This is a genomic window from Pseudoalteromonas sp. NSLLW24 (genome assembly GCF_015864725.1).
GTDB lineage: Bacteria > Pseudomonadota > Gammaproteobacteria > Enterobacterales > Alteromonadaceae > Pseudoalteromonas > Pseudoalteromonas arctica.
In genome coordinates this window covers 188,668-214,361 of the sequence record NZ_JADYWQ010000004.1, presented here as the reverse complement: position 1 = coordinate 214,361, position 25,694 = coordinate 188,668, and the positions used below count along the sequence as shown (strand labels likewise).

Sequence of the window (25,694 nt, the reverse complement as noted above, 5' to 3'; positions counted from 1 at the left end):
CTAGTGGGCTAAGTAAAAACCGAGCAACAAAAAGTAAATTGCCCCTAGGCAGAACCCTACGGGCAGCGCATGTTTGGCATTTATGCTACGTTATCGCCTATTTATGGGGAATAACCACACTACATAGACTCTGCCTTGCCTAAAAACCAAATATGCTGCTGCAAATTCAACCACCAAAGGACAACACGCCCTAGTAAGGGCTTTTTTTATGCTGGGCAATACTGCTTTAAAAACTCATGATGAGGTGGTAATTGGCTTACGCGTTGCTCTATTTGTTGCTTAATACCGTGTAAAAAACGGGTGAGTTCTTCATCGCTCATCATGCTGGCTATTAAATGATGTTGATTAGGCTCAATACCTTGACCAAGCATAACTTGCACCCACGAATCGACTCTAAAAATGTCGCCATCGTCTAAAAATACACGGCCAGTTTGCTTAAACAAATCAATTTTGTGCTGAAGTGTTTTTGGCACTTCCATGGCACTACAATGCTGCCAAAACTCACTGTCATCGCGATTAGTTACTTTGTAGTGCAGCACAATAAAGTCGCGAATATTTTCAATTTCGCTTTTAAGCTGTTTGTTGTATTCGTCAATGGCGTGATTGGTAATGCCATTAAACGGAAATAAACGCATAAAGCGAATAATACCCGACATAATTAAGTGAATGCTGGTGGACTCAAGTGGCTCTACAAAACCGCTAGCAAGGCCAAGCGCCAGACAGTTTTTGTTCCAGCCTTTTAAGCGACGCCCTGTTTTAAATTTAATAATACGTGGCTCTGTAAGCGCCTCGCCCTCAATGTTATTTAATAATAGCGCTTTGGCTTGTGCGTCATCCATATATTGGCTGCAATAAACTAATCCGTTGCCTACACGGTTTTGCAGCGGTATACGCCATTGCCAGCCGCTTTTATGGGCAATAGAGCGGGTAAGTGGCAATACGGTATCGCTGGTTGATTTTGTTTGCACCGCAATGGCGCTGTTACACGGTAGTAAATGCGACCAGTCTTCGTAGCCAGTATGCAATGCTTGCTCTATTAATAAGCCTCTAAAGCCGGTGCAATCAATAAAAAAGTCGCCGTTTATGTGCTCGCCATTATTTAAAATCAATGATTCTATATGGCCCGTTTTAGTGTTTTTTACTACCTTTTGTATTTTACCTTCAATGCGTTTTACACCTAATGGCTCTGAAAATTCACGTAAAAACTGCGCGTAACGTGTGGCATCCATATGGTAAGCATAGTTAATGGGGTTTTGCTGATTGAACGCAAATTTACCGCTTTTAGCCGCTTGCAACTCGTAGCAGTAATCGCCAAATGGGTTGTTTATTCCTAAAGTTTTACCTTGTAGCCAAAAGTGATGAAATTCACCCGCCCAACATTCTTTGCCCGTTGCGCCAAATGAGTGAATATAATGCGTGTTTTCATCGCCCCAGTTTTCAAAGCTAATACCTAATTTAAAGCTTGCTTGAGTGGCTTTCATAAATGCTTGCTCGTTTATACCCAGCAATTTATGAAATGTCCGAATAGGCGGAATTGTTGCTTCGCCAACACCTACAGTGCCAATATCGTCAGATTCAACAAGGGTTATGTTTATATTGTTACCAACTAGTTTAGCAAGTGCCGCTGCGGTCATCCAACCTGCAGTGCCGCCTCCAGCAATTACTACGTTTTTAACAGCGTTTGTTTTAGTCATTATGTGGCTGCCCATTATTTGATAAAAGGTGATTTAAAAGCGCGCGATTACTTGGCAGTCCATTTAAACACTGCGCTATTTTTTCGCGATTTTGCTGATAATAGTAATCCCCAGCACGTGGGTCGTTAAATGTATTTTGTGCAGATACTGTTTGTGTATTAAAGCCCATGCCATATAAAACGTATTGGTAACTGCTTGATGAAAACACTTCTTCGTTTTCAATAAAATCAAAGCGGCTAGGGGGTTGAAATTGCCAAAGTTTAAGTAAGTTTTGCAGGCGCTCGGGTGCGGTATTTAAATTACTAATATCTTGCCAATAGGGAGTGTCGTCGCGCTCGCTTAGCACATAATGAAGTTTTAAAAACTCAATAACGCGCTGCCAACGAGTACTAAAACGGTCATTAAAACGCGTTTCAAGCTGGCTCATGTGGGTGCGGTTTTGCGGTAGCTGCTCGCTTATCATGCTAATTGAAAGCTCAACCATGGCAAGTGCTGACGCTTCAAGAGGCTCTAAAAAGCCAGCAGACATACCAACGGCAACACAGTTTTTAATCCAAAATTTTTGCCTGTAACCAGGGCTGAATTTTAATACGCGGTAGTTAAGTTGCTCAGCTTGTTGCTCACTGGTGCTTTTGGCTATGTAGCTTTTTAGTGTACTTGTTGCGCTTTTATCGCTTTGATATTTACTACTAAATACATAACCTGTACCACGGCGCGTTGGCAGGGCTATATCCCAAATCCAACCGTTACTTTGCGCTGTAGATTGTGTTGCAGAGGCAATTGGTTGATCGGCGTGTGCATTAGGTATTTGCGCCGCAACAGCGCTGTTATTAAATAAAATATGATCTTGCGCTATAAACTCACTATTAAAATGCTCGCCAATTAAACGAGCGCGAGAGCCTGAGCAATCTATAAATAAATCACCTGTTATATCGCCATTATTATTTGTTTTTAATGAGGCAATGTAGCCATGCTCGTCGTTAATAACCTCGGTTACATCGTCAATAATATGTGTAACGTTTAGGTTTTTAACGCAGTGATTTTTTAAAAATTCAGCAAATTTACCCGCATCTAAATGATAACCATAGTTGGTGACCGCTGCATATTCAGGTGTTTGTAATTGCTTTGGTGCAAGTGCTGCTTGGCATACAAAGCTTTGCATATTAACAACGTCGGCAAATTTTTGGTTAGGTGCAACACGTTGCCAGCTGGCGTGTAAATTAGTGTGCTCGTAGCCTTGTGGATTCATAAAAGGGTGGTAGTAGTTTTCTCCCTCGCTGAGGTTGCGCCAATTTATAAATTTAGAACCTTGCTTAAATGACGCGTCGCACTGGGTTATAAAATCAATTTCTTTAATGCCAATGCGTTGTAGCGTGTTACGCATTGACGGCCACGTGCCTTCGCCCACGCCCAATATAGGCACATTTGCCGACTCCACTAACGTAACACTAAGGTGCGGGTGTTCAGCGGCTAATAAGCCTGCGCTTAGCCAACCGGCAGTGCCACCACCTAAAACGACTATTTTTGTTATTGGTTTGGTCATGAGTTAACACCCTAAAGTTGATAACAATTAAACTAGCATTAATACTGTTTTAAATACAAAAAAGCCGCTAGTAAAAACTAACGGCTTTACTTTGTATTACCTTTAGAAGTTGTAACGCATACCAATATTGTAACGTGCACCTAGCTGTTGTAGGTTCCACAATTGAACTGACGTACGGCCATGTTCGCGGCTGTTTTGTTCAGTAATATTAAGGCCTTCAACAAAAAACGATAGTTGCTCGCTGTAGTTGTACGCAACATTAAAGTCGATTTGATAATATTCTTCAGTAAAGCCTGGCTCATTTACGTATCGAGCTGCGCTATTTAAAAACTTATCACGCCAGTTGTAAGCAATACGTGCTTGAAAATCATCGTTTTCGTACATTGCAATAAAGTTAGCTGTATCGCTTAAACCCACTAGTGCAAATTGTGTAGTAGTAGGGTCAGCGTTTACATCAAAGTCTATGTCGCCATTAACAGTGGTGTAGTTTGCTTGCACACCAAAACCGCTTTCACCAAAAAAGTGCTGAAAGGCAACTTCAAAACCATCAATGGTGGCATTTTTATTGTTGGTAGGTACTTGCGCTGTAAATTCTAGTAATGGGTCATCGCTGTTAGCAATTACATCGTAAGCGGCTTCAAACTCTTCGTAGGTCATAGAGTCAAAATCAACGCCATTTTCTGTTGCGGCAACCATTTGAAATAAGTTTGAATCGGTTAGAGCAAGTCCGCGAGATTCTAGCTCAGCAATGGCAGCTTGAGCGCGAGGGCCCGCTGTTGCATCGCGTAATCCGTAGTAGTTTTGCGTCATGGGTGTTAAACCAATAAAGTTTTCGATGTCTTTAGTGTAATAACCTACCGACACATAACTTGTTTCTGCAAAGTACCACTCAGCCGATACATCAATATTATCTGATTCAAGCGGCACTAAACCAGGGTTACCCGTTGAAGCAGTAGCCGGTGAGGAACCCGCTAAAAGAGTAGGGGCACCTGGTACACCAACCGTCGCTGCTGAACTTAAGTTGTCGTAAGTTGGGCGAGCAATTGTTGTGCTATAAGAAAAACGCGCTTTTACGTTTTCGATTACTTCTATGTCAAAGTCAAAGCTTGGTAAAAAGTGATCGTAGCTAGATTTAAGCGTGAAATCTTCTTTATCTGAGCCAAAGCGAACATTAAAGTCGTTATTACCTTCCCATGCTACTGCGTTAGGTAAATCGATATTAGCCGTTGAGGTAATGTCAGTAGACTCTTGGCGCGCGCCAATCACAATGTTATATGGCATATCGCCAATGTAACCATTGTAAGTAAATTGCACAAACGCTGCGGTTATGTCTTCTTCAATGGTGCGGTTAGTTGCAAATGCGCCATCGGCTGCAAAGTTAAAGCCGTACTCTTCACCTGCCCAGTAACCAATTTGCGATGCGCTGCCGGTATAACCTTGGTTGAACGAGCCCGATGTATCGTAGTCGTCAAACTCAGCTAAAAAGTTTGTTGGGTTTAGGTAGCCATCAGGTAGTTCGCCTGGGTTTTCGATACCCCAGTTACCCATTGTATTACGTGTAAGTGATTGCAGTGAATGGCTTTCCATAGAGCGAGACTCTATACCAAAGTCAATTGCGCCGTTTTCAATTTCGTATTTACCATGGATTCTAAATTCTGTAATTTCAGACTCTTGGCGAGCAAAGTTAGAATCTAAAATAGACGTACCCACATCAGAGGCATCTAACGTGTTATTACAATTTAGGTTGTCTCGGCGGCAATCATCAAAATCGATACTCATTGATGGAAGTTCGCGGCTAAAATCAACTTCTTGTGCGTTAACTACGTTTGCGCCCAAGCCTGCGTTTACCCAGCTGCCGTAAGGTGCATCTGGTTTGCTAGTGGCTTTTGAATTGTGCGCATCAAACATAAAGCTCAATTCTGAGTTGAAATAGTACTCAACGTTTAAACCAATAGAGTCGTTTTGGTTAACTTGGTTTAGCTCTTGAAACGCTAAACCTAAATCGCGTGTTTGCTGATCGCGACGTTCTTCTCGGTAGTAAATAGGGGTTTTTACCGTGTTATCGTCAAACGTTAGCGCGCTTTTGTAGTTATCCATCCATATTGATTGCTCAGCACGGGCTTCGAACAAATCTTGCTTAGAATACGTGTAATCAAGCGTGGCTGTTAAATCGTCAATTGGGCTGTATTGCAGCGTTAATTGCGCGTTTGTACGAGTGCGTTCTCTGTCGGCAATGGTGTAGCGCAAATCTGATGGCATTGAATAAAGCTGGCCAACGGCGGGTGCATTAGTTAAAACAATATCGTCTGCAGCTTGTGGGATTGTGCCGTCAAAAGCAGATGTATTCCATTGATTTACAAACGCACCTGTTGATGAGCTATCGCGCTGTTGCATGCTTGCAGTTAACGAGGCACCAAATTTAGCTTCACTGTCGGTCCAGCTAATTAAGCCTGAAAGCTCTGGTGTTATGTCATCACCAACACGGTTTGTTGAGTCGTGTAATGCTTTTACGCCAATGCTTGAAACAAAGCCTGGATTGTCGAGCGGGCGAGCCGTATTAATATTAATTGTTGCGCCAATACCACCAGATGCAATGCTTGCTTTACCTGTTTTGTATACTTCAACCGATTTAACGCTATCAGATGCTAAGTTTGCAAAGTCAAAAGCACGAGAGCTGGGTGTACCACCGCCTGCAGGCAAAGATGCCGCCGGCATTGTACGGCCGTTTAGGGTTACCATGTTGTAGTCGGGACCAAAACCACGAACCGTTACTTTAGAGCCTTCACCATTTGAACGATCAATCGACACACCTGTAATACGCTGTAGCGACTCGGCTAAGTTGGTATCAGGAAATTTACCAATATCTTCAGCTGATATAGCATCTACAACACCTGCGGCGTCGCGTTTTAAACGAGTCGACTCTTTAATACTGCTTTTAAAACCAGTAACTTGAATTACTTCAACATCTGTATTTGCTTCTTGTGCATATACAGGTAAAGAGATTGATGCGCCTAAAATCAGAGATAGGCTGGTCGCTATCTTTGTTTTTCTTACAATATGGTTGGACATTCGGTTTCCCTCGCACTTTTATCATTATTATTAACAGCTGTATGGGGCTGTTATTGTGTAATTATAAACATTGTCAAATGTATGGAAGCGCTTCCAGAAAAGTTTATTCAACTGAGTTTTGTGGAAGCGCTTCCAGAAATGCTAGTTTAAATTTTAAATAGGGTCAACTATTGTTTTAATAAAATGAGACTAAATTGTTTTTAAAATGTATTTTTTTAGATTTAATTTTATTTAAATTATAAATTACAGTCGGTTATAAAAAACCGTTTTAAATAGTTGTGTAACAACATTTTATTATAAGAAAACCGGTTATTGATTCATTTAGTTATTTAAACACTTTTATAAGGTGTTTAAATCAGCTTTTAGTAAGGGCTAAAATTAATAAGTAGGCCGTTGGTCACTCAACTAGGACAAAACTTAAATTAGTTATTACACTCAGCCATAGACTCAACTGAAAACACTATTTATAGGTATTAATAATTATGAGCAATGTAAAACAAGGGTTAGCTGCAACCGCTTTAATTATGGCGTCGTTTAGTAGTATTGGCGCGCAGCAATGTAGTGATGTAAGTTTGCAAATTTTAGGCTCGGGCGGCCCTGAGCTTGACGATGGTCGCGCATCAACAAGTTACCTTATATGGCACGAAAATAAAGCCAGAGTGTTAGTTGACGTAGGCTCTGGTGCCAGTATTGGGTTTGATAAAGCTGGTGCAAAATTTAGTGATGTTGATGCCATATTATTAAGCCATTTACACACTGATCATGCTGGCGATTTACCTAGTTTTATAAAAGGCAGTTACTTTACATCACGCGATAAAATACTTGCGATATTTGGCCCCCAGGGCAACCGTGTAATGGCTTCTACTAACGAATATGCACAAGCGTTACTAGGTAAGCAGGGCGCATTTAGATACTTAAGTGATTACGTAGAAGGTAATGAAAACTACAAATTAGATATTCGTTCTGTTGCACCAACAAAACAAAATGAATTTAAACAATCACTACAAAGTGATTTGGCTGTTAATGCAATGACAGTTAACCATGGACCTATTCCGGCTTTAGCGTGGAAAGTGAGTATAGCAGGATGCGAACTTGTGTTTGCAGGCGACATGACCAACAAGTTAGGCACATTTACTGGCTTTGCTAAAAATGCCGATGTAGTGGTTATGCACAACGCAATTGATGAAAACGCATCAGGCGGGGCTAAAAATTTACACATTACCCCAAGTCAAATCACTAAGGTATTAATTGAGGCTGCACCTAAAACGGCGGTTCTATCTCACTTTATGAATCGGTCATTAAAAAATCAGCAATTGTTTAAGAAATCGTTAATTAAATCACTAAAAAGTAACGTAGTTTTTGCAGAAGATGGTTTAAAAATAAACTTATAAAGTATTGCGCATAAGAGTGTTGCGGGTCGCTAGTTTTATCGCTATTTTAAAGGCTCTCTCATAGATGGATTTTATTATGCGCATTAAATTTTTAGCGAGCTTTTATTCTTTCTTCTTGTTTGCACTGTTTGGTTGTGACGACCAAAGCATGGCAATGCAAGATAGCCCTCAGCTAAATAGTAATGCAAGTAACTTACCCACTGATCTCAAAGTAAACACACCTCCAGCAGCTCAAACAAACGAACCCGCTTTAGTGGTCGGTATGCTTGCAACACATTGTAAAAGTAATGAAGCAGCCTACATTAACGCAAAAATGCATAAAGTTGTGCGTAACCCAGATGAAAGTACAGCCTACAAGTTAGAGCCTACCGATAAAGTGCTTTCTATTTGTGTTGCAAAAGATGACTCATCGCTTAGTTATCGATTTGGTAGAGTTAATGACATAGGGCTTGAAAAAGAAGCTACACCAGATGCACCATTTGGTAGTTACTACAGGCAAGTAGGGCGTATTGGCGAGAGTATTTTATTTTTTAGTAACGGCGAATATCATTATTATATTATTAACTCAGGCGGTATGGGCAGCGGTGTAACCGTTAATGTTTATAAAAACGATACATTAATAACTGAGCTGTTTTCGGGTAATGATCCTTACGATGATTTTGTTATAGCAACCGATTTAAATTTCCCTAAAAAATTGGTTATCGAAAAACAGCCATTTAATAAGCAAATGCAGTAAATAATGACTCCACAGCAGCAAAACGTAATAGAGCAAGGGCATTGGTTTAAAAACCGTAGCGCTTATTTAAAAAGCTTTTTATTAACGCAGGGCAAAACGCTCTCGCTAAAAGCTCAGCAATCATTATTTTTGCGAGGTGATAAGCACGATGGAATTTATGCAGTGCTTAGCGGCGTGGTGCGTATTAGTGGCGTAAGTAACGAAGGCAAAGAAGCCGTATTGAGCTTTATTGATTCATCACTGTGGTTTGGCGAAGTTACCTTGTTTGATGGTGGCCTGCGTACTCATGACGTATATGCACAAACTGATGTTGTGCTTTTTTACGTTCCCCAACGCGAGCTTGAACAGCTATTAAACGAACAGCCACAATATTGGCAAGAGTTTGGTTTATTGTTGGCACAAAAGTTACGCCTAATGTTTACCTCAATGGAAGATCACGCATTACTAAGCGCTGAGCAAAAAGTATGCAATCGACTTTTAATGCTCAGCGAGCATACAGAGCACTTAACACCACTTGTTTTATCTCAGCAGCAACTTGCTGATATGACCTACCTAACGCGCCAAACTATTAATCAAATACTGCAACAGCTTGTTAGCTTACAAGCTATTAGTTTGGGGTATCAACGCATAACTGTTTTAGATAAACAAAAGTTACAGGCGCGTGCTACACAAGCTTAAATAGAGGCTGCTTTATTTAGTTGGAACCAAAATTGCTACAGATAATGTAACGCAACAATGGATTTGAGCTAATGACTACAATAACCTTTAAAAATCAATATAGTAATTATAACTCTCCTACAGTAAATAAAGCGGCAGGTCCAAGCGAAGTTGCGGCAACTAATACCCTCCCTAACGTAAAAACAAGTGATACTAAAGGCATTACCTCAGCCCCTAAAGAACCAACATTTTTAGAAAGTGCCCAAGAAGCGCTGGTTTATCAGCGCTTAGGTGTAAACAAAAACAAAATAGACGAGCTAAAAGCGACAATAGAAGAGCTCATTAAAGAACAGCAAAGTGAGGGCGCAGACCCTAGCGCAATTGCTGATAAAATAGAGAAACTTCAAAAAATGCTTGAGCAAGAGTATCAAAAAGGGCGCGAGCGAACGGATATGAAAGGTGAGCATGAGCCGGGTAAAATAATTTCTGCATTTGTTTAATTTACAAAATGTCGGATACCTGACATTGTTGCTGTGCTTACTTTTGCTAAAGTAAGTTTTATATATAAAAATAAAGGCAAAACAATGAAAACACTTCAACAGCAACTTGGTAAATATGGTTTATATCATCGTTCTAAGCGTAATGTGCTAACGCACTTTATTGGTATTCCGCTCATTGTATTTGCGGCGTTGTGTTTACTAGCGCGCATTCAAATACCCCTTGGTAGTGTAGTAATTGATGGTGCACAACTTTTTGTATTAGCGTCGGTTGTTTATTATTTTATGCTGAGCTTTTCGCTTGGCTTTATTATGGCCGTGATATTCACTTTACTCCTTGTTGGTGCTCAGCCTATTGCGGCAATGGCGTTTTGGCCTTGGTTGAGTATTGGCGTAGGTGTGTTTGTATTTGGCTGGATATTACAGTTTATTGGGCACTATTACGAAGGTAAAAAACCTGCATTTGTAGATGACCTAATTGGTTTAATTATTGGCCCTTTGTACGTAACTGTTGAACTACTATTTTTAATGGGCTTTTACAAAACACTAGAAGATGAAGTAAACGCGATAGCAGGTCCTACAAAGGCGTAAAATACTTTACTAAGTACCTTTATAAAACCTAATAAATAACAATAAAAGGGCAGATAACGCATGCAATATAATAATAAAACCGTGTGGATCACCGGGGCATCGTCAGGTATTGGTAAAGAGCTTGCTATACAATTTGCCGAGCTTGGAGCGCGCGTTATTTTATCGGCGCGCAATGTAGATAAACTAAACGATTTAAAAGCAACGCTTAAAGGCGAAGGGCACTTAGTTATGCCGCTGGACTTAGCTCAGCCAGAGCATGTACTGAGTACAGTAACAGCAAAAATGAACGATCTTCCTGCAATAGATATTTTAATTAATAACGGCGGCGTATCGCAGCGCAGTTTATTTTTAGAAAACGATTTTAACGTGTATCGCCAATTAATGGAGGTTAATTACTTTGGCTTAATTGCACTTACTAAAGCTGTATTACCTACTATGGTGGCAAGGCGCAGTGGTTCAATTGTGTCTATTAGTAGTGTGGCGGGTAAAGTAGGTTCAAAATTTAGAACAGGTTATTCGGGTTCTAAATATGCGGTTGTTGGTTTTATGGATTGCCTACGTGCAGAAGTAGCACAACATAATATTCATTGTTTAACAATTTGCCCAGGCTCTATTAAAACAGCAATTGCGCATAACTCACTAAACGAGCAAGGCATAGCGCAAAATATACCAGAAGAGTCGATAGAAAATGGGATGGATGTAAGCGTAGCTGCCACAAAAATGATTCGCGCCATTAGCGATAAAAAACACGAAGTGATTGTTGGTAAAGGCTTAAGTGGTTGGGCACCTACAATTAAGCGCTTTTTTCCTACTTTGTTTAATCGCATTACCGCAAAAACAAACTATAGGTAGCGTCGTTTATTTCAAAGGCGTAAAATGCCGTAAATTTGATCAATTTAGTAAAGGATTCTAAATGAAGTATTTATGGCTGAGCCTGTTTTTTATTGTATTAATTTGGTCTGGTATTAACCCAAAAGATCAATTTACATGGCTGCTTGAAGTTATCCCCGCAATTATTGGTTTAGTGCTGCTAGCAAGTACCTATAGCCACTTTAAACTTACTCCTATTTTATATACATTTATTTTAGCGCATTGCATTGTGCTGATGATTGGCGGGCATTACACCTACGCCGAAGTCCCTTTGTTCGATAACCTATTTGGTAGTGAGCGTAATAACTACGATAAAGTAGGACACTTTTTTCAAGGCTTTGTACCTGCACTACTAGCACGCGAAATTTTACTGCGCAAAAAAGTAGTAAATGGTCGAGGCTGGTTAATCACCTTTGTTATTTCGGTATGTTTAGCATTTAGCGCCTTTTACGAATTAATAGAGTGGTGGGTTGCAGTGTTAAGCGGCGAAAACGCAGAAGCGTTTTTAGGCACGCAAGGTTACGTGTGGGATACCCAATCAGATATGGGACTGGCGTTATTTGGGGCTATTTGCTCGCTATTAGTACTTTCAAAAGTACACGACAAACAGCTAAAAAACGTTAAAGATTATTTATAGAAAAAGTTATATAAACGCTTATAAAAACATTGATAAAAAAGACTACTAACGTATGACAGCAAACATTAGTAACTACTCAATTAGCACAGACAAAAGCAAACTTAACTTTAACGTTATTTATAACTTTATTGCTAATAGCTATTGGGCCAAAGGCATTCCTAAAAGCGTGATGCAATCGGCTATTGATAACTCAATGTGCTTTGGTGTTTACAGCGCTCATAACGAACAAGTTGGATTTGCCCGAGTAGTGACCGATAAAGCAACCTTTGCCTATTTAGCAGATGTATTTATTGCCCCGCACTTGCAAGGTAATGGGCTGAGTAAGTTACTTATTAAAACGATAGTGGAGCACCCTGAGCTGCAAGGGCTCAGGCGCTTTTTATTAGCGACTTCTGATGCACACGGGCTTTATGCACAATACGGGTTTAAACCGATAGATAACTCAGGGCTGCTAATGCAAATAAACCCTGAAAATGTATATGGTAAAAATAATCGTGATACCTATTAAATGGGGGAAGAGCAAATTCCGTATAATGTTCTTGTTATGTGTAAACTTGCTCCAAGCAGCTGAATTTATTAAAAGTCACTTTAAAAACAGAGCCTGAACGAAGCTCTATAATATGATGAAACGAACCATCAATAGTAGATATTTCATGCGTTAAAACATCACCATGAAAAGTATCACCATAATTATAAGGATTTTCTGAGCCTAAAATTTCATATGATTTTACACTGGAGTAGCTAAGTACAATATCACGATCGTGTTGCTGCCCAAGTAAGTTTAAAACAATTGATAATAAAGGTTCAAATGGGCGAACCTTATTTCTATTTTCTGCAATTGTAATAGATGAAACCCAGGAATCATGGAGAGATTGAGGATGGTTTAATTCGTATCTTTCAGTATTAATAGCAAATTCAAATAACTCATTTGGATAATTTTCTTTATTTGATTTTAAATTAGAAATATATTCATCAAAATTAGAATTCATACACTTAACTTCCATTTACACATAACGAGCCTGTAGATTAACTCGTTTTTAAATTTGTTTTTATTGATAAACAAACCATAGCTGAGTTCCTATTTTGGTTCAATTGATTACTGTATTTTTACGCAGAATATAGAAGTGTTTGATATTGTTTTAATTGGCGTTTTGGAAGGCATTACGGGTGTTTGAGTGGCTTTTATTTAGGGGGGGTTACCGGGGAGGAAAGGGCTTCGCTTCCTTAATGCATCGTGTTTTGCAGCTTTTCTATATTATGAACAAGGCAATACAGTTGCCGCAGCGTGAAGTAAGGCATTCACTTTCATTTGACCCCGTAAGGTCAATTTATTCATACCTTTGTTCACTGTAATGTTCCGCTTTTTATTTAAAGGAAAGTCGGTTCAATACAGCCGAGCAGTTTGCGTGATTCATTATTTATAATAATGCACTCTTCATACTGTTTTTGTTGGCTTTTTCATAATAATTAGGATGGGTGTCATCCTAATTGTCCGCATTTAAGTGGATACTAATCCTATTTAGGTGCTGGAAAACACATACGCCCTACGATGAATCAACTTACTTAACTGCATTGAAAAGTAAGGGATCACCGCTGTTAAAATTTGCTGTGGAAAGTGAGCTTTAGCGCTTGCTGTCCACCTCAGGGCGTGTTGTTATATCAATTTACATAGATGCACTAAGATTTTGATACTCTTCAAGAGCAAAACCATCTGTCATTCCACTTATGTAATCTATAAGAAGTCTTGAACGGTAATAAATTTCATGAAGTTTATCCGTATTCGTTAGTTCACTTTGATCATGCAAAGTGAAAACAGACGCTAAGTAAGTTGCTTTATGTTTACTCGATAGTTTATGAAAGAGTCGAGTTTCAATTGGCTTATTCTTCAATCTATTTTTTTCAATCAAACCTTTAAAATTTTCATATGTCAGCTTCATTAATGGTGAGTATATCTTTAATAAACCAGATATAACGGCATAACCCTTAAGCTCTAAGTTCTCTACTTCACTATGGTTAAAAACGTTATCTACAGAAAGGTACCTCAGTGTTTCCGTAGCTAAGTTATATTTATCACAACCATCTAGTAGGGATTCATCTAATGTTCCATTAAAAGCTGATTCATGATTTTCCACATAGCGTTCTGCCGCATATTTTGATAAATCATTAACTAAGATTGTTCTTAAAGTTAATGTATATACATGATTAGTATTAAATTTCTCTTTAACAGCTTTCTCCATTGCTGTATCTGCTATTTTGAGCAAGTACCCTTCATCGACTACGGAATCCTTGACCCCCTCATTCCCTCGAAAAGATTTCCATATTCTTGTGATTTCAGAGTGTAATTTTTCAATCGACAGTATACCTTTATCAACAGCATCCTCAACATCTGCGATACAGTAAGAAATATCATCAGCGGCTTCCATAATATATGTTAATGGGAAGCGACAACCACTGCTAATAGATAATTTATCTTGTATTTCTTTGTATAAACATTCTTCAGAGAAATAATAACCAGGTTTCTTTTTTCTATATTTGTATAGTTTACCTTCAGGACTATCTTCGTTTGGTTTATCCTCATAAGCAGAGCGCGTATATTTTATTAAGCAAGCCAACTGTGTATACGTCAAGTTCAATTCTTGAATATGGTGTAGCAACCTTATTCCCTGAGCATTACCTTCAAAGTTACACAGATCTTTAATTAACTTTTCACAGTCGTTTTCATCGCTATATAAATCATGAATAACCTCAGATAGGAATGATTCTGTCCATAAATTGATTGCCTCCTCACCAAAGTGCCCAAAGGGAGGGTTTCCAATGTCATGCAATAAACAGGCTACTTCAACTGCGCTTACAAAGCCTTCTGCATATTCATTAGTTTCTATACCTTGCTCATTAAGCTTTTTTAGAATGAGTTTACTTATATAACGACCGACTTGTTGCACTTCTAATGAATGTGTTAATCGGCTTCTAACCGCAGCATTTGCTTCTAGTGGAAATACTTGAGTTTTTTGCTGTAAACGCCTAACCGCAGCGGAGTTTATAGATCTACCTCGATCGCTTTCCATCTCGTCATTGAAAGATCTTCCCTCAATAGATGACTTTCTAAACCGATTAATTTTAAGCTTTTCTTGATAGTTCATAATACTCCTTGAATATTGATATAACGAGCCTGTAGATTAACTCGTTTTTTATTTATTTTTATTGATAAACAAACCATAGCTGAGTTCCTATTTTGGTTCAATTGATTACTGTGTTTTTCATAGAATATAAAAAGCTGGTTTGGTGTTGTTTCAATTGGCGTTTTGGACGGGATTATAGGTGTTTGAGTGGCTTTATTTTAAGTTAAAAGGGCTTTCCCTCATCAATGCATCGTGTTTTGCGGCTTTTCTATATTATGAAAGGCAATACAGTTGCCACACAATAAAGTAAAGGCATTCACTTTCGCTTGACTCCGTAACCGTAAGGTCAATTTATTCATTCCTTTATTCACTGTAATATTCCGCTTTTTATTTAAAGTAAAGCAGGCTCAGTAAAGCCAAGTTGTTTAGCATTGCTTAATAAAAATTGTTGTCCTCTATCGAGCTATCTATTTCTACTTTCATCTTGTCAATGTAGTTTCATTTTCATGAATTAAACTTAACTCACTGCTATTATTGATAATTTACGTAAAAGTTAGAATGGGTGTCATCTTAACTATCTTAACTTATGATCTTAAAGGAGGAAGAGACTGTAATGGCTTTTCGGTGTTTTCACATGAAGATAACCCTGAAAAATGGCTAGAGACAAATTCTAGTTGGGGTAAATTTAGTACTTGGTTGTTAAAATTGGTTATAACTGAAGGGGAACAAGACTTTATTTAGATAGTAAGATTTTTGAACACTACCTGAGAATGAGTAATTCTACACCCTCAACGCCCGCTTAAGCGGACAAAAGTTGTTGGTTATAATGTGTAGCGAAGCGGAATCTAACCAACTGTTTTTGTTAAGTTTAAATCGCTTGTTATATGTGACTATCGCAATAGTTTTAAGCTTACTAAGTTTTCTAGTTTTTCTGTTTGAAAGCCACGAAAGTCAAGGTAGTAAATTAAGTCCCTAAACTTTACATGTGATGTATCCTTATTTGCATTCATTAAACCCAAGGCAGTTGTAATGCTATCAATCAAGCTTTGCTCTTGAGTTGATTCTAATAACACCAGTAGAGCACATACATTTGAAAGCATGAATTCACTCCACTCAATGTCAGAATTCAAATAGAACGTGTATAAGTCAATGCAGGTTACTACTTTTATTTTTTTAGAGAGTATAAGATCGTTAAGCCCACCAAACACAATAGATGAACTCAGATTTGACATTTGCTCTGGAGCTTCAAACTCTCCAGAGTTTAAGAGTAATTTCGTAGCCTGTTCTCCATAGTTCAGGTGCATGTGCACATGCATCCACTCACTGTCGTATAGTGAAACTCCAAAATGAGCTGAAATAACTTTTGCAGTAAAAATTCGCAAAAATTCCAGTGGATACAGATCATGTGAAGCTAGAGGAAAAAATGGTTGTACTGGGAAAATAGCTTTGTCATAAAATACTCGTCTTCCGTGAGCTACAGAGTTTCTTGCTTCGATTAAACTTTTCGTCCAATAAGACGTTTTTTCATCGAAAAGGTTATACTTTTTCAGCGAATAGGATATTTTTGCAAACACTGAAATATCTTTTTCCAAGACTGAGGACATTAATTTTGCTTTGGCAGATGTTTCACTATCTAACGCGACACCTGACAATGAAAGGATTTCTTCGTTATATTTTCGACAAAAATCTTCCATTAGTGCTTTCGATTCATTTATTAATTTTTTGGATGAAAGATCTCCAAGAAGTTCTAATACATGAAAGTAAGATAATGTCGCTTCGTCATTATATAGAAGACTTTCTTCTGTTTCTTTTTCTAAGAACCTAGCTTTTCGCCAACGATCTAAAAGAGAAAACATAAGTTCTTTATCGTGTTGTCTTAAACTGCCGAGCTTATTTAAAAGCTCTTGCAAATTAAATGAGTAATCAACTCCACCCTTAAATAAAGTATTATTTATTGACAATTCCCAGTCGTCAGCTACTACCATTTTTCTAGTAGATGAACCAAACACATCAAATGGTTCATCAACAATAAAGGAAATGATTCCTAAAATGCTTAAATAACGAGATCGAGTAAAAATGGGGGCATCAGCTAAAGTCTCATATGCCTTGCTGTCGTATACAATAGTAACCTTTAGTAGAGAGGTGTTATCATCCGATCCAACAGTTGTTTCAACCGTACATTTATCCATTGAAAACGATAGTTGAATATCACTTTCTAAATTAATGTCATACTCTACAACACATTTACTCACTCAGAACTCCATATTACATACTACATACTACACATAACACTTTAGTATTTATGCAACACGCAGTGTGTGTTGCATAATCGCTTGTTGGACTGAGGCACTACCTGCTCGGTGTGTTCGCGTTGGTATTGTTTATGCTATGGACTTTACTTATAAAGAAAGGCTTTTTATGGTCTAACCGATATCTAGTCAATTTCATTGACGTGTATATCGTATCTAAGCTATCCCTGCGTTACTCAGCGTTTATTATGTTCCTATTAAACCTAATATTTAACTGTTAAGCAATGATATTTTCATCACGCACAGTCGCTACTAGCCTGAGCAATTAAGCAAGTTAACTCATTGATTCTATTCAGCAGGCTCGCCCGCTAACTCGTTCGCTCTGTTGTAAGAATTGCTGTTTCCGACGCTGATATACCAATAAATCGTAAGATGTCAACCTTGTAAATCATTTAACAGCCACTAAAAAACGGTGGTGATAATGCAAGTAGCCGCTTTAAGTACACTTGTTTGTGTATGCATATTATAAAAGGGGGTTTAGGAATGGTGGAAGTTGTATAAGGAGGTCATGAATTATTTACTAAACGCGTCTTCCTGCTTTTGAAACAGGGGTGACACGTTAAATATACTGATACCAATCGACTTAAATATTTAGCCTTTCTAGCGTGCTAAATAAAGCGTTAGCGGCGTTATAAATTTCTCATGTAGAACAACTACATGTCGAAATTTATGCCTTGTTATCACTCTATTTATCCGTCGCTATAAATGTCTAATAACTTAACACGATTGGTATTATTTAGCTTTTTTTGCCTCTAGAGTTTCTATTTCACTCCAGATCTTTTCGGCTTCGGCGCTTAACATTGCGAAGCTTTTAATGTCGCCTTTTCTTTGTGCCTGCATGCCTTGCTCTAGTTTTACATCGTATTCTTTACGCAGTTTTTTTATTGGGTCAGGCTTTAAAAATGAAAACATTAGTATACTCTTAATTTATTAAATTATATGTAGTTAGTGTACGCATTAATGGGCTTAATAGTTCTTTGTTTGGTGAAAATGTTTACTTTGCGCTTTAAAAGCGCAAAGTAAACACGGTGTAGTTATTAACGTACTGTGTGCTAGTTCTGGTTCTAGTGCTTACGTTTCTGGCTCTAGGCGTTTAATACCTTGGCCATCAATACCTAAATAAATAAAACCATCACTGCCTTGAGCTAAGCTGCGTACTCTGCCTATTCCATCGAGTATTTTATATTGCTTAACAACCTTACCCTTTGAGAGTTCCAGCGCGCTAATAAAAGCAAACTTCATGGAGGCTAGTAATAGTTTACCTTTAAGCTTTGGGTATTTGTCACTCGTTACATACAACATATCGGAAGGGGCAATTGAAGGGGTCCAGTGTAATACGGGCGATTGCATGCCGTCTTTTTCTTTAAGGTCGGTAAACTTGGTGCCGCTGTAGTTAACGCCATAACTGACCAAAGGCCATCCGTAGTTAGCGCCTTTTTTTATAATATTAAGTTCATCGCCGCCGCGTGGCCCATGTTCGTGAGACCAAATAATATTGTTTTGATTATCAAACCACATGCCTTGTGGGTTACGGTGCCCATAAGACCATACTGCATGTTTTGCATTTTTTTGTTCAACAAACGGATTATCACTTGGGATATTACCATTTTCGTGTAAGCGATAAATTTTACCGCTGTCCCGCGTGAGATCTTGTGGGTTTATGTCGCGCGAGCCGCGATCGCCAATTGAAAAATAAACATAACCTTCATCATCAAACACAATACGGCTGCCGTAGTGCTGGCCTTTGGTACTATTATGCTCGCCTTTGTATAGCAATTGCTGATCAGATAGCTGCGTATGATCGCTACTTAGCTTGGCGCGCATTAAGGCGGTGTTACTTCCGCTTCCTTTTCCCTCACTACTTGAGTAACTAAAGTACAGCCATTGGTTTTGCTTACTATCGGTGTGTAGTGATAAATCAAGCAATCCACCTTGGCCATTAGCATCAATGTCGGGAAGCCCAGAGACCTTAGTTAATTTAGTTGTATTTTTAGGGAATAAGAATAATGTTCCACTGCGCTCAGATATTAACAAATCACCATTAGCTAAAGGCTCAATAGCCCAAGGTATAACCACACCTTCTGCCGCTGTTACTGCGTTAACGTTAAGCGGTAAAGTATCGAGCTGTTTATAGTTTTTTACGTAATCGCTTTTTGCATTTGCGGGTGCATTAATAGCAAACATAGCAACGGTTAAGCCTGCACTTATTATTTTAGGGAGTGTGTTATGTGACATTAAATTTATCATTATGGCTTCCAAAATTAATCCAATCTTACATAACCTTAACATGGCATAAATAAATTTGTTAAGCGTTGAGTTGAATGAAAAATACACACTTCTATTTATAAAATTACCTCTTCACAGGAAATTGTTTTAGCAATTAGTGCTAATAAAAAATTGAATAATTACTCTATTGGGGTTGAAAACTTAAAATTTGAGCGTACACTTGTGCGCTGAAGTTTGGGCGTACACGTGTAAGTTCAAAATAATTAAGATTTGATAGAGATTTAACCATGATGACTCAAGTATTAAACCAATTTTCAAAATGGTTTTTACACCATCAAAGTTTTGCAGGCTACATAGAGCCAATAATGCAGGTGTTTAAACCTGCGTGGCGTGCAGGGCAGTTTAGAGCGCAAGTAGTTAGTACCGCTGTGCTTGATGGCGGTTTTTTAAGTGTGCAGCTTAAGCCAAGCAAACAATGGCAGGCGCATACGTCAGGGCAGCATATAAGTTTAACGCTTGAAATTAATGGGCGATTATTAACACGCGTTTTTACCGTGGCTTCAAGCGCTAAGCAATTTAAAAATACAGGTTTGGTGCGTTTACTAATCAAAACAAATACGCAAGGGCGCTTTACAGGCTTACTCAGCAGTGCATTAAAAGCGGGGTTGTGGTGCAATATTTCTGCGCCAAGCGGCGACTTTGTATTTAAAAATACACATACACCGGCTACTTTTGTTGCCGGTGGGTCGGGTATAACACCTATGCTGGCTATGCTTGATGATTACTTAAGCCAAACTACGCAAAAAGTGTCGTTAGTGTATTACGCAAAAGCCACTGAGCATCAATGTGTTGATGAGCTAAGTGAGTTGGCGGCGCAGTTTGAGCATTTTTCGTTTTTATTATTAACGCGTGAGCAATCAAGCGATATAACCAGCAATATTAAGCCGTGGGAAAATCCAGACATATACTGCTGTGGCCCTGCTGCATTTATGCAGACGGTGAGCGATTTTGCTAAAACGCATAAGCTAAATTACTACCAAGAAGCCTTTGGTTTGGCGCTGCCTAGCTTAAACGACGACAGCCAATTTAATGTAAAAATTAACGCCAGTGCCCATGTTGTATCGGGCAACGATGTTTTACTACCTCAGTTTGAAGAAAAAAAGCTACCCGTTAAACGCGGTTGCGGTATTGGTATTTGCCATCAATGCCAATGTATTAAAAAGTCAGGCGTGGTACGTAATTTAAAAACAGGTGAATTGAGTGACAACGGCGAGCAGTTAATCCAACTTTGCGTAAGCCAACCTGTTAGTGATTTGGAGTTACAATTATGAAAAACATTAACTATGACATGCTCGCAAGCGAGCTAGATGCCATTAAAATGGATACACTTGGTAAAGTAGGCCAACAAGATGCTGACTATATTCGCTCTGTTGTACGCAAACAGCGAGTGTGTGAATGGAGCGGGCGAATTTTGCTAATGCTTGGTTTTATTCAGCCATTATTGTGGGTTGCAGGCGTTTTATTATTGGCACTTGCTAAAATTTTAGACAATATGGAAATTGGCCACAATGTAATGCATGGTCAATACGATTGGATGAACGACAAGCAACTTAACTCACAACATTATGAATGGGACATAGCGTGCGACGGGCAAAGTTGGCACCGCGTTCATAACTTTGAACACCATACGTATACTAATATTATTGGTAAAGACAGAGACTTTGGTTATGGATTATTACGCCTGAGCGATGATTTTAAGTGGCGTTTTAAAAATGTATGGCAGTTTTTTACGTATATTAATTTAAGTGTGCTATTTCAGTGGGGCGTGTCGTATCACGAGTTAGCTGCAGAGCGTGTTTTTATTGGTAAAAAGAAAGAAAACCGCGAAGGGCTTGTATCACACTCTACACTAAAGCAGCGCTTTTTTAGTAAAGGCGCTCGCCAGTTAATTAAAGATTATGTGATATTTCCGTTACTTGCAGGGCCTTTATTTTTATGGGTATTGGCGGGGAATTTAATGGCAAACTTAATCCGTAATTTATGGACGTCGACCATAATATTTTGTGGTCACTTTACTGAAGAAACCGAAACTTTTAAACAAGAAGACTGCGTAAACGAAACCCAAGGGCAGTGGTATTACCGCCAAGTACTGGGCTCGTCTAATATTAAAGGGTCGCATTGGTTTCATGTTTTAACAGGGCATTTGAGCTGCCAAATAGAGCATCACTTATTTCCTGATATGCCGTCTTCGCGCTATCAAGAAGTTGCACCGCAAGTACAAGCTGTATTGCAAAAACACGGTATTGATTATCACACTGGTGGCTTTTTTAGACAGTATACGTCGGTATTAAAACGTATTATTAAATACTCGTTTAAATAAATTATTTGTTTTAAAAAATCGATCTATGTAACAGCATAGGTCGATTTTTTTGTTTATAGCACCCAATGCGGTTGATTAGTAAACAGCACTTGCAAAAAATTCTCATAGTTAATTAAAAAAGCCTTACTTTAGCTATGGTTAAATAGCGTGTGATTGTCATACAATGGAGGAAAATAGACCACACAAGAGAGATTAAAATGGCCGCATTTGGTACCGTGTTTATGCCGCAGATGATTCAAGCTCGTTTTTCTGATAATAAATGGAGCGAAAGCTCAATTGTCCCTTCCGATAAACTTGAACTTCATGCTGGTGCGCACGTTCTTCATTATTCAAGTACATGTTTTGAAGGCTTAAAAGCCTTTCGCCATGAAGATGGTTCTGTTTATCTTTTTAGAATGGATGCAAACATTGCACGTATGCAACAAAGCTCAGCGCTATTAAGCTTACCGAGTTTTGACAGCGATATGCTAAAAACGATGATTATCGATATTATGCGTGAATACGCAGATGAAACGCCATTACCGCCGGGCTCTATGTATATTCGCCCAACGCACATTGGTACAGAGGCTGCAATTGGTAAAGCCGCAGCGCCATCAATGAGCTCGCTTTTATATACATTACTATCGCCAGTAGGTGACTACTTTGCCGGTGGTGCAACTGCACTACGTGTACTGCTTGAAGAAGATGGCATGCGCTGCGCTCCGCACATGGGTATGGTAAAAAGTGGTGGTAACTACGCCAGTGCACTAGCACCTATTAGCGCTGCACGTATAAAGTATCAAGCTGATCAAATTTTGTTTTGCCCAGGTGGCGACGTACAAGAAACTGGTGCTGCTAACTTTATACTTATTGATGGCAACGAGATTATTACTAAAGCGCTTGATAGCACCTTTTTACACGGTGTTACACGCAACAGTATTTTAACCATTGCAAAAGATTTAGGTATGACGGTAAGCGAGCGTAACTTTAGCGTTACTGAGCTACTAGAGCGTGCGGCTAAACCTGGCACTGAAGCTGCGCTTTCGGGCACTGCAGCTGTACTAACTGCTGTGGGTACGTTTATTCATAACGATAAAGAATACAAAGTAGGTACTGGCGAGCCGGGCCCTACTACAGCACGCCTTCGCCAAGCATTGAACGATATTCAATGGGGTAAAAGTGAAGACAAGCACGGCTGGTTAACTAAAATCTAATTATAGATTTAATAGCAACTCGCATTAAAAAGCCACCTAATCGGTGGCTTTTGTGTGTTTGGTTACTTTAAGCTGTGCTTATTAGAACTTCATTTCTATTTTACCGTACACGTAGCGTCCGTTAAATCCGTACGGCGAGAAGCTAGAGTAAGCAAATAAACGTGAGAAGGTGGTTACATCGTCAACATTTTCGCGGGTTGCATCTGGGTAAACATCAAAAATGTTATTAGCACCTAAGCTCAGTGATACGTTTTCACTAAGCGAGTAGGCGATATCTAAGTCGGTTATCCATTTAGGCTTAAGCACTTCGTTACGTTCTGGGATATCTGAAGGGTCTTGAGTTTCGCCGTAACGTGTGGCTCTAAGCGTTGTACGTATGTCGTCGTTAGTCCATGTTGCGCTTAAGTTGTACTTATTACGCGGTGTGCTTACTTCAAAGCGACGCAGCTCATTACCAGAGAATAAGTTGTCTTGATCAAACCCTGCACCTTGCAGCTCTGCTGGTGGGTCAATTATATCGGTAACTTCATTTTTACCGTAGTTATAACCTAAGTTAAAGGCTAAATCGCCATAGCCATCAGTTGCTACATTATAAGAGGCAACTACATCAACACCACGGGTTTTACTGTCAATTGCATTTAAGAAGAAACGACCTTGGTTAGCGCCTGTGCCTTGAAGTAAATCGGCAATAGCATCGCCCGATAAGTTGTTTGATAGCACAATGCGGTCATCAATTAATATTTGGTAGTAATCAACCGATAAGCTGAAATTAAAGTCGGTAGACCATGTAAAACCAACGCCGTAGTTTGTTGCTTCTTCAGCATCAAGACCCGGTGAGCCCAGTGCTTTTGCTACATCGCTGCTTGGTGCAAAGGTACCGGTTTCGGTTGGTTCGCCATCAACAAATACAGTGGCCACTGAGGTAAAGTATTGTTGCTGCAATGAAGGTGCTCTAAAACCAGTAGATACTGAGGCGCGTAGTGCTAAGTCTTCAGTTAATGAATAACGAGTCGCAATTTTACCGTTAAGTGTATCGCCAAAGTCTGAGTAATCTTCATAACGGGCGGCAACCGCTAAATTCCAATCGTCGGTTAGGTAGGTTTCAAGGTCTATATATAAGCTCACGTTGTGGCGGCTGTTATCGCCCTCTGATTCGGGTGTAAACCCCGGGAATACTTGTGCGCCCGCTGCGCCAAATGGGCCATCAACTGGGTCGGTTACTGCGCCTCCTGGGCCAAATGTGCCTTGTGCATATGATGCTTCTTCGCCTGCATCTATTTGGTATCCTTCGCGGCGATACTCAGCACCTACAGCTACGTTTACAGAGCTTTCTAAAAAGCTGACGTCTACCTCGCGGCTAAAATCAACGTTTAAAGTAAGTTGATCGTAGGTAAGTGTTCCTGCATCAAAGCTTGTTTGGCTAGTAGGGCCATATGAGGTATTTAAGCTATTTATAACACCAAACTCAAATGCATCTTGACCATATACGGCCGATACATCGTAATTCCATTCACTTACAAAACCTTTAGCGCCAAGTGCCAGTGAAAAGTCATTTATGTCTGAGGTAATAACAGGTAAAAAGCCATCAGGGTATACTTCTTCTATATTACGGCTATCGCTTGCACGGCGATAAAACCCGCCGCCTTCGCCTTCACGTTTGCTGTAAGAGCCAAACGAATATAAGTCGACTTCGTTTGTTAACTGGTAACCTGCGTTATAAAACATTGAAAAATCTTCAACATCGCCATTACCAAAGTTATGGTTATATCGATTTACGGTAAGTTCACGTGGGTCAAGCGCGCCATCTACTGAACCGTCATCTATGCGTGCGTAGTTTTCACGGTTATCGTAGTCTGAGCGGTTAGTTGAATGGCGGTCGCGGTATTCTGTTGAAATGTTTAAAAAGCCATTATCGCCAAGCTCAAAACCCATATTACCTTGCAGCGTTAATGTTTGACCATCGGTTAAAGAGCGATCGCCTCCTTCGGTGAAGGCTAAATTACCATCACTGCCTTCAGATACAGATTTTAGCTGTGGTACACCGTCCATTTCGGTTACGTTAGCACCATATATAGCCGCAACTGAACCACCGCTGCTGGCACTTTTAAGTACAATATTAATAACACCAGCTATCGCATCAGAGCCATATTGCGCTGCTGCACCATCGCGTAATACTTCAATACGGGCAATAGCATTTGCAGGTATCGCATTTAAGTCAACCGATGATGAACCACGACCCGTTGAGCCATTTAAGTTAAGTAATGCGTTGCTGTGGCGGCGCTTACCATTAACAAGCACTAAGGTGTGATCGGGTGCTAAGCCACGAAGCTGAGCGGGACGTACATGGTCGCTGCCATCAGTAAGTGATGCTTGTGGGAAGTTAAAGCTGGGTAATAAACTGCTAAGCAGGGCATTCGTTTCAGTAAAGCCTGAATTTTTAAGTGCATCTGCACCAATTATATCGATGGGTACTGCGCTGTCTTCTACTGTACGGCCTAATCGGCGAGAGCCAATTACGCTTATTTGTTCGATGTTTTCTTCTGCTTTAGTGTCTTGCTCTGCAGCATTTACTGAGAGCGAACCAAGTAGTGCAGCAGACGCGCTCATTGCGAGTAATATTTGTGGTACCGATTGCTGTAATTTAAATAACGGTTTTCTATTCATGCTGTATTTCCCCATACCCATTGAATTATTTTAGTTTTGTACAAAAAGCTCAAACCTCTTTGTTACCTTGAACATATACTTAATTAACAAAGTCAGTCAATTGAATAACATTCAATTA

20 protein-coding genes and 2 pseudogenes are annotated in these 25,694 nt (G+C 39.4%); 12 read left to right on the top strand and 10 right to left on the bottom strand.

Annotation, left to right across the window (positions count from 1 at the left end):
• Positions 1-206 precede the first annotated feature (206 nt).
• The 3 genes from I6E72_RS05775 to I6E72_RS05765 all read right to left on the bottom strand — a co-directional run bounded on the left by I6E72_RS05775 (position 207) and on the right by I6E72_RS05765 (position 6,306).
• Entirely contained in the window at positions 207-1,694 is a 1,488-nt protein-coding gene (locus I6E72_RS05775) for a tryptophan halogenase family protein (protein ID WP_197111425.1), read from the bottom strand.
• Positions 1,687-3,237, bottom strand: a complete 1,551-nt coding sequence (locus I6E72_RS05770) for a tryptophan halogenase family protein (RefSeq protein WP_197111423.1) — start codon at positions 3,235-3,237, stop codon at positions 1,687-1,689. The genes I6E72_RS05775 and I6E72_RS05770 overlap by 8 nt, the downstream gene beginning before the upstream one ends.
• Before the next feature lie 102 nt (positions 3,238-3,339).
• Complete coding sequence (locus I6E72_RS05765) at positions 3,340-6,306, bottom strand: TonB-dependent receptor (RefSeq protein WP_165722998.1); 2,967 nt, start codon at positions 6,304-6,306, stop codon at positions 3,340-3,342.
• Between the two features lie 482 nt (positions 6,307-6,788).
• Here I6E72_RS05765 and I6E72_RS05760 point away from each other — a divergent pair, with 482 nt between their 5' ends.
• The 8 genes from I6E72_RS05760 (at position 6,789) to I6E72_RS05725 (ending at position 12,193) form a co-directional block, all read left to right on the top strand.
• Positions 6,789-7,697: an MBL fold metallo-hydrolase gene (locus tag I6E72_RS05760; protein ID WP_197111421.1), complete on the top strand. Its 909-nt coding sequence runs from the start codon at positions 6,789-6,791 to the stop codon at positions 7,695-7,697.
• A 64-nt stretch (positions 7,698-7,761) separates the two neighbouring features.
• Positions 7,762-8,433: a hypothetical protein gene (locus I6E72_RS05755; RefSeq protein ID WP_024608381.1), complete on the top strand. Its 672-nt coding sequence runs from the start codon at positions 7,762-7,764 to the stop codon at positions 8,431-8,433.
• Between the two features lie 3 nt (positions 8,434-8,436).
• Positions 8,437-9,111, top strand: coding sequence for a Crp/Fnr family transcriptional regulator (locus I6E72_RS05750; RefSeq protein WP_010553509.1), 675 nt, complete (start codon positions 8,437-8,439; stop codon positions 9,109-9,111).
• 71 nt (positions 9,112-9,182) lie between these two features.
• Positions 9,183-9,590 carry a hypothetical protein gene (locus tag I6E72_RS05745; protein ID WP_182753993.1) on the top strand — a complete coding sequence of 136 codons (408 nt, stop codon included), beginning with the start codon at positions 9,183-9,185 and terminating at the stop codon, positions 9,588-9,590.
• An 84-nt stretch (positions 9,591-9,674) separates the two neighbouring features.
• Positions 9,675-10,178, top strand: a complete 504-nt coding sequence (locus tag I6E72_RS05740; protein ID WP_197111419.1) for an Mpo1 family 2-hydroxy fatty acid dioxygenase — start codon at positions 9,675-9,677, stop codon at positions 10,176-10,178.
• Between the two features lie 60 nt (positions 10,179-10,238).
• Complete coding sequence (locus I6E72_RS05735; protein WP_197111417.1) at positions 10,239-11,030, top strand: SDR family oxidoreductase; 792 nt, start codon at positions 10,239-10,241, stop codon at positions 11,028-11,030.
• 61 nt (positions 11,031-11,091) lie between these two features.
• Entirely contained in the window at positions 11,092-11,685 is a 594-nt protein-coding gene (locus I6E72_RS05730) for a DUF2238 domain-containing protein (protein ID WP_149604942.1), read from the top strand.
• Between the two features lie 52 nt (positions 11,686-11,737).
• On the top strand, positions 11,738-12,193 hold the full coding sequence (locus I6E72_RS05725) for a GNAT family N-acetyltransferase (RefSeq protein ID WP_197111415.1): 456 nt from the start codon (positions 11,738-11,740) through the stop codon (positions 12,191-12,193).
• A 34-nt stretch (positions 12,194-12,227) separates the two neighbouring features.
• Here I6E72_RS05725 and I6E72_RS05720 read toward each other — a convergent pair whose 3' ends face one another.
• A complete protein-coding gene (locus I6E72_RS05720) occupies positions 12,228-12,674 on the bottom strand; it encodes a hypothetical protein (RefSeq protein WP_165734915.1) in 447 nt (148 codons plus the stop codon).
• A gap of 235 nt (positions 12,675-12,909) precedes the next feature.
• A pseudogene (locus I6E72_RS19925) lies at positions 12,910-13,089 on the bottom strand (hypothetical protein); the annotation flags it as partial.
• 90 nt (positions 13,090-13,179) lie between these two features.
• Between I6E72_RS19925 and I6E72_RS19715 the strand changes: the two are divergent.
• Positions 13,180-13,311 (top strand): annotated as a pseudogene (locus tag I6E72_RS19715) (IS110 family transposase); the annotation flags it as partial.
• A 38-nt stretch (positions 13,312-13,349) separates the two neighbouring features.
• On the opposite strand, the gene dgt reads toward I6E72_RS19715, so the two are convergent.
• The 4 genes from dgt to I6E72_RS05700 all read right to left on the bottom strand — a co-directional run bounded on the left by dgt (position 13,350) and on the right by I6E72_RS05700 (position 19,360).
• Entirely contained in the window at positions 13,350-14,825 is a 1,476-nt protein-coding gene (gene dgt / locus I6E72_RS05715) for a dGTPase (protein ID WP_165734914.1), read from the bottom strand.
• An 869-nt stretch (positions 14,826-15,694) separates the two neighbouring features.
• A complete protein-coding gene (locus I6E72_RS05710; protein WP_165734913.1) occupies positions 15,695-17,056 on the bottom strand; it encodes a hypothetical protein in 1,362 nt (453 codons plus the stop codon).
• 789 nt (positions 17,057-17,845) lie between these two features.
• Positions 17,846-18,025 (bottom strand): DUF6435 family protein, encoded by a 180-nt coding sequence (locus I6E72_RS05705; protein WP_002959772.1) that lies wholly within the window; start codon positions 18,023-18,025, stop codon positions 17,846-17,848.
• A gap of 159 nt (positions 18,026-18,184) precedes the next feature.
• Positions 18,185-19,360 carry a PQQ-dependent sugar dehydrogenase gene (locus I6E72_RS05700; protein WP_197111413.1) on the bottom strand — a complete coding sequence of 392 codons (1,176 nt, stop codon included), beginning with the start codon at positions 19,358-19,360 and terminating at the stop codon, positions 18,185-18,187.
• Positions 19,361-19,626: 266 nt separating this feature from the next.
• On the opposite strand from I6E72_RS05700, the gene I6E72_RS05695 reads away from it, so the two are divergent.
• From I6E72_RS05695 to I6E72_RS05685, 3 genes are all read left to right on the top strand, one after another.
• Entirely contained in the window at positions 19,627-20,670 is a 1,044-nt protein-coding gene (locus tag I6E72_RS05695) for a flavin reductase family protein (RefSeq protein WP_197111411.1), read from the top strand.
• The gene (locus I6E72_RS05690) at positions 20,667-21,719 is read left to right on the top strand and encodes a fatty acid desaturase family protein (RefSeq protein WP_197111409.1); all 1,053 of its coding nucleotides are present in this window, start codon (positions 20,667-20,669) and stop codon (positions 21,717-21,719) included. Before I6E72_RS05695 ends, I6E72_RS05690 begins: the two co-directional genes overlap by 4 nt.
• Before the next feature lie 191 nt (positions 21,720-21,910).
• Positions 21,911-22,912 (top strand): branched-chain amino acid aminotransferase, encoded by a 1,002-nt coding sequence (locus tag I6E72_RS05685; protein WP_272941825.1) that lies wholly within the window; start codon positions 21,911-21,913, stop codon positions 22,910-22,912.
• 81 nt (positions 22,913-22,993) lie between these two features.
• On the opposite strand, the gene I6E72_RS05680 is transcribed toward I6E72_RS05685, so the two are convergent.
• Positions 22,994-25,576 (bottom strand): TonB-dependent receptor plug domain-containing protein, encoded by a 2,583-nt coding sequence (locus I6E72_RS05680; RefSeq protein ID WP_197111407.1) that lies wholly within the window; start codon positions 25,574-25,576, stop codon positions 22,994-22,996.
• Positions 25,577-25,694: the final 118 nt, after the last annotated feature.

Bases quoted from the DNA above. Each gene is read 5' to 3' on its own strand.
- I6E72_RS05725 (WP_197111415.1), top strand. From the start codon at position 11,738: ATGACAGCAAACATTAGTAACTACTCAATTAGCACAGACAAAAGCAAA.
- I6E72_RS05740 (WP_197111419.1), top strand. From the start codon at position 9,675: ATGAAAACACTTCAACAGCAACTTGGTAAATATGGTTTATATCATCGT.
- I6E72_RS05700 (WP_197111413.1), bottom strand. From the start codon at position 19,360: ATGATAAATTTAATGTCACATAACACACTCCCTAAAATAATAAGTGCA.
- I6E72_RS05680 (WP_197111407.1), bottom strand. From the start codon at position 25,576: ATGAATAGAAAACCGTTATTTAAATTACAGCAATCGGTACCACAAATA.
- I6E72_RS05775 (WP_197111425.1), bottom strand. From the start codon at position 1,694: ATGACTAAAACAAACGCTGTTAAAAACGTAGTAATTGCTGGAGGCGGC.
- dgt (WP_165734914.1), bottom strand. From the start codon at position 14,825: ATGAACTATCAAGAAAAGCTTAAAATTAATCGGTTTAGAAAGTCATCT.
- I6E72_RS05705 (WP_002959772.1), bottom strand. From the start codon at position 18,025: ATGTTTTCATTTTTAAAGCCTGACCCAATAAAAAAACTGCGTAAAGAA.
- I6E72_RS05755 (WP_024608381.1), top strand. From the start codon at position 7,762: ATGGATTTTATTATGCGCATTAAATTTTTAGCGAGCTTTTATTCTTTC.
- I6E72_RS05720 (WP_165734915.1), bottom strand. From the start codon at position 12,674: ATGAATTCTAATTTTGATGAATATATTTCTAATTTAAAATCAAATAAA.
- I6E72_RS05690 (WP_197111409.1), top strand. From the start codon at position 20,667: ATGAAAAACATTAACTATGACATGCTCGCAAGCGAGCTAGATGCCATT.
- I6E72_RS05745 (WP_182753993.1), top strand. From the start codon at position 9,183: ATGACTACAATAACCTTTAAAAATCAATATAGTAATTATAACTCTCCT.
- I6E72_RS05770 (WP_197111423.1), bottom strand. From the start codon at position 3,237: ATGACCAAACCAATAACAAAAATAGTCGTTTTAGGTGGTGGCACTGCC.
- I6E72_RS05735 (WP_197111417.1), top strand. From the start codon at position 10,239: ATGCAATATAATAATAAAACCGTGTGGATCACCGGGGCATCGTCAGGT.
- I6E72_RS05765 (WP_165722998.1), bottom strand. From the start codon at position 6,306: ATGTCCAACCATATTGTAAGAAAAACAAAGATAGCGACCAGCCTATCT.
- I6E72_RS05750 (WP_010553509.1), top strand. From the start codon at position 8,437: ATGACTCCACAGCAGCAAAACGTAATAGAGCAAGGGCATTGGTTTAAA.
- I6E72_RS05695 (WP_197111411.1), top strand. From the start codon at position 19,627: ATGATGACTCAAGTATTAAACCAATTTTCAAAATGGTTTTTACACCAT.
- I6E72_RS05760 (WP_197111421.1), top strand. From the start codon at position 6,789: ATGAGCAATGTAAAACAAGGGTTAGCTGCAACCGCTTTAATTATGGCG.
- I6E72_RS05730 (WP_149604942.1), top strand. From the start codon at position 11,092: ATGAAGTATTTATGGCTGAGCCTGTTTTTTATTGTATTAATTTGGTCT.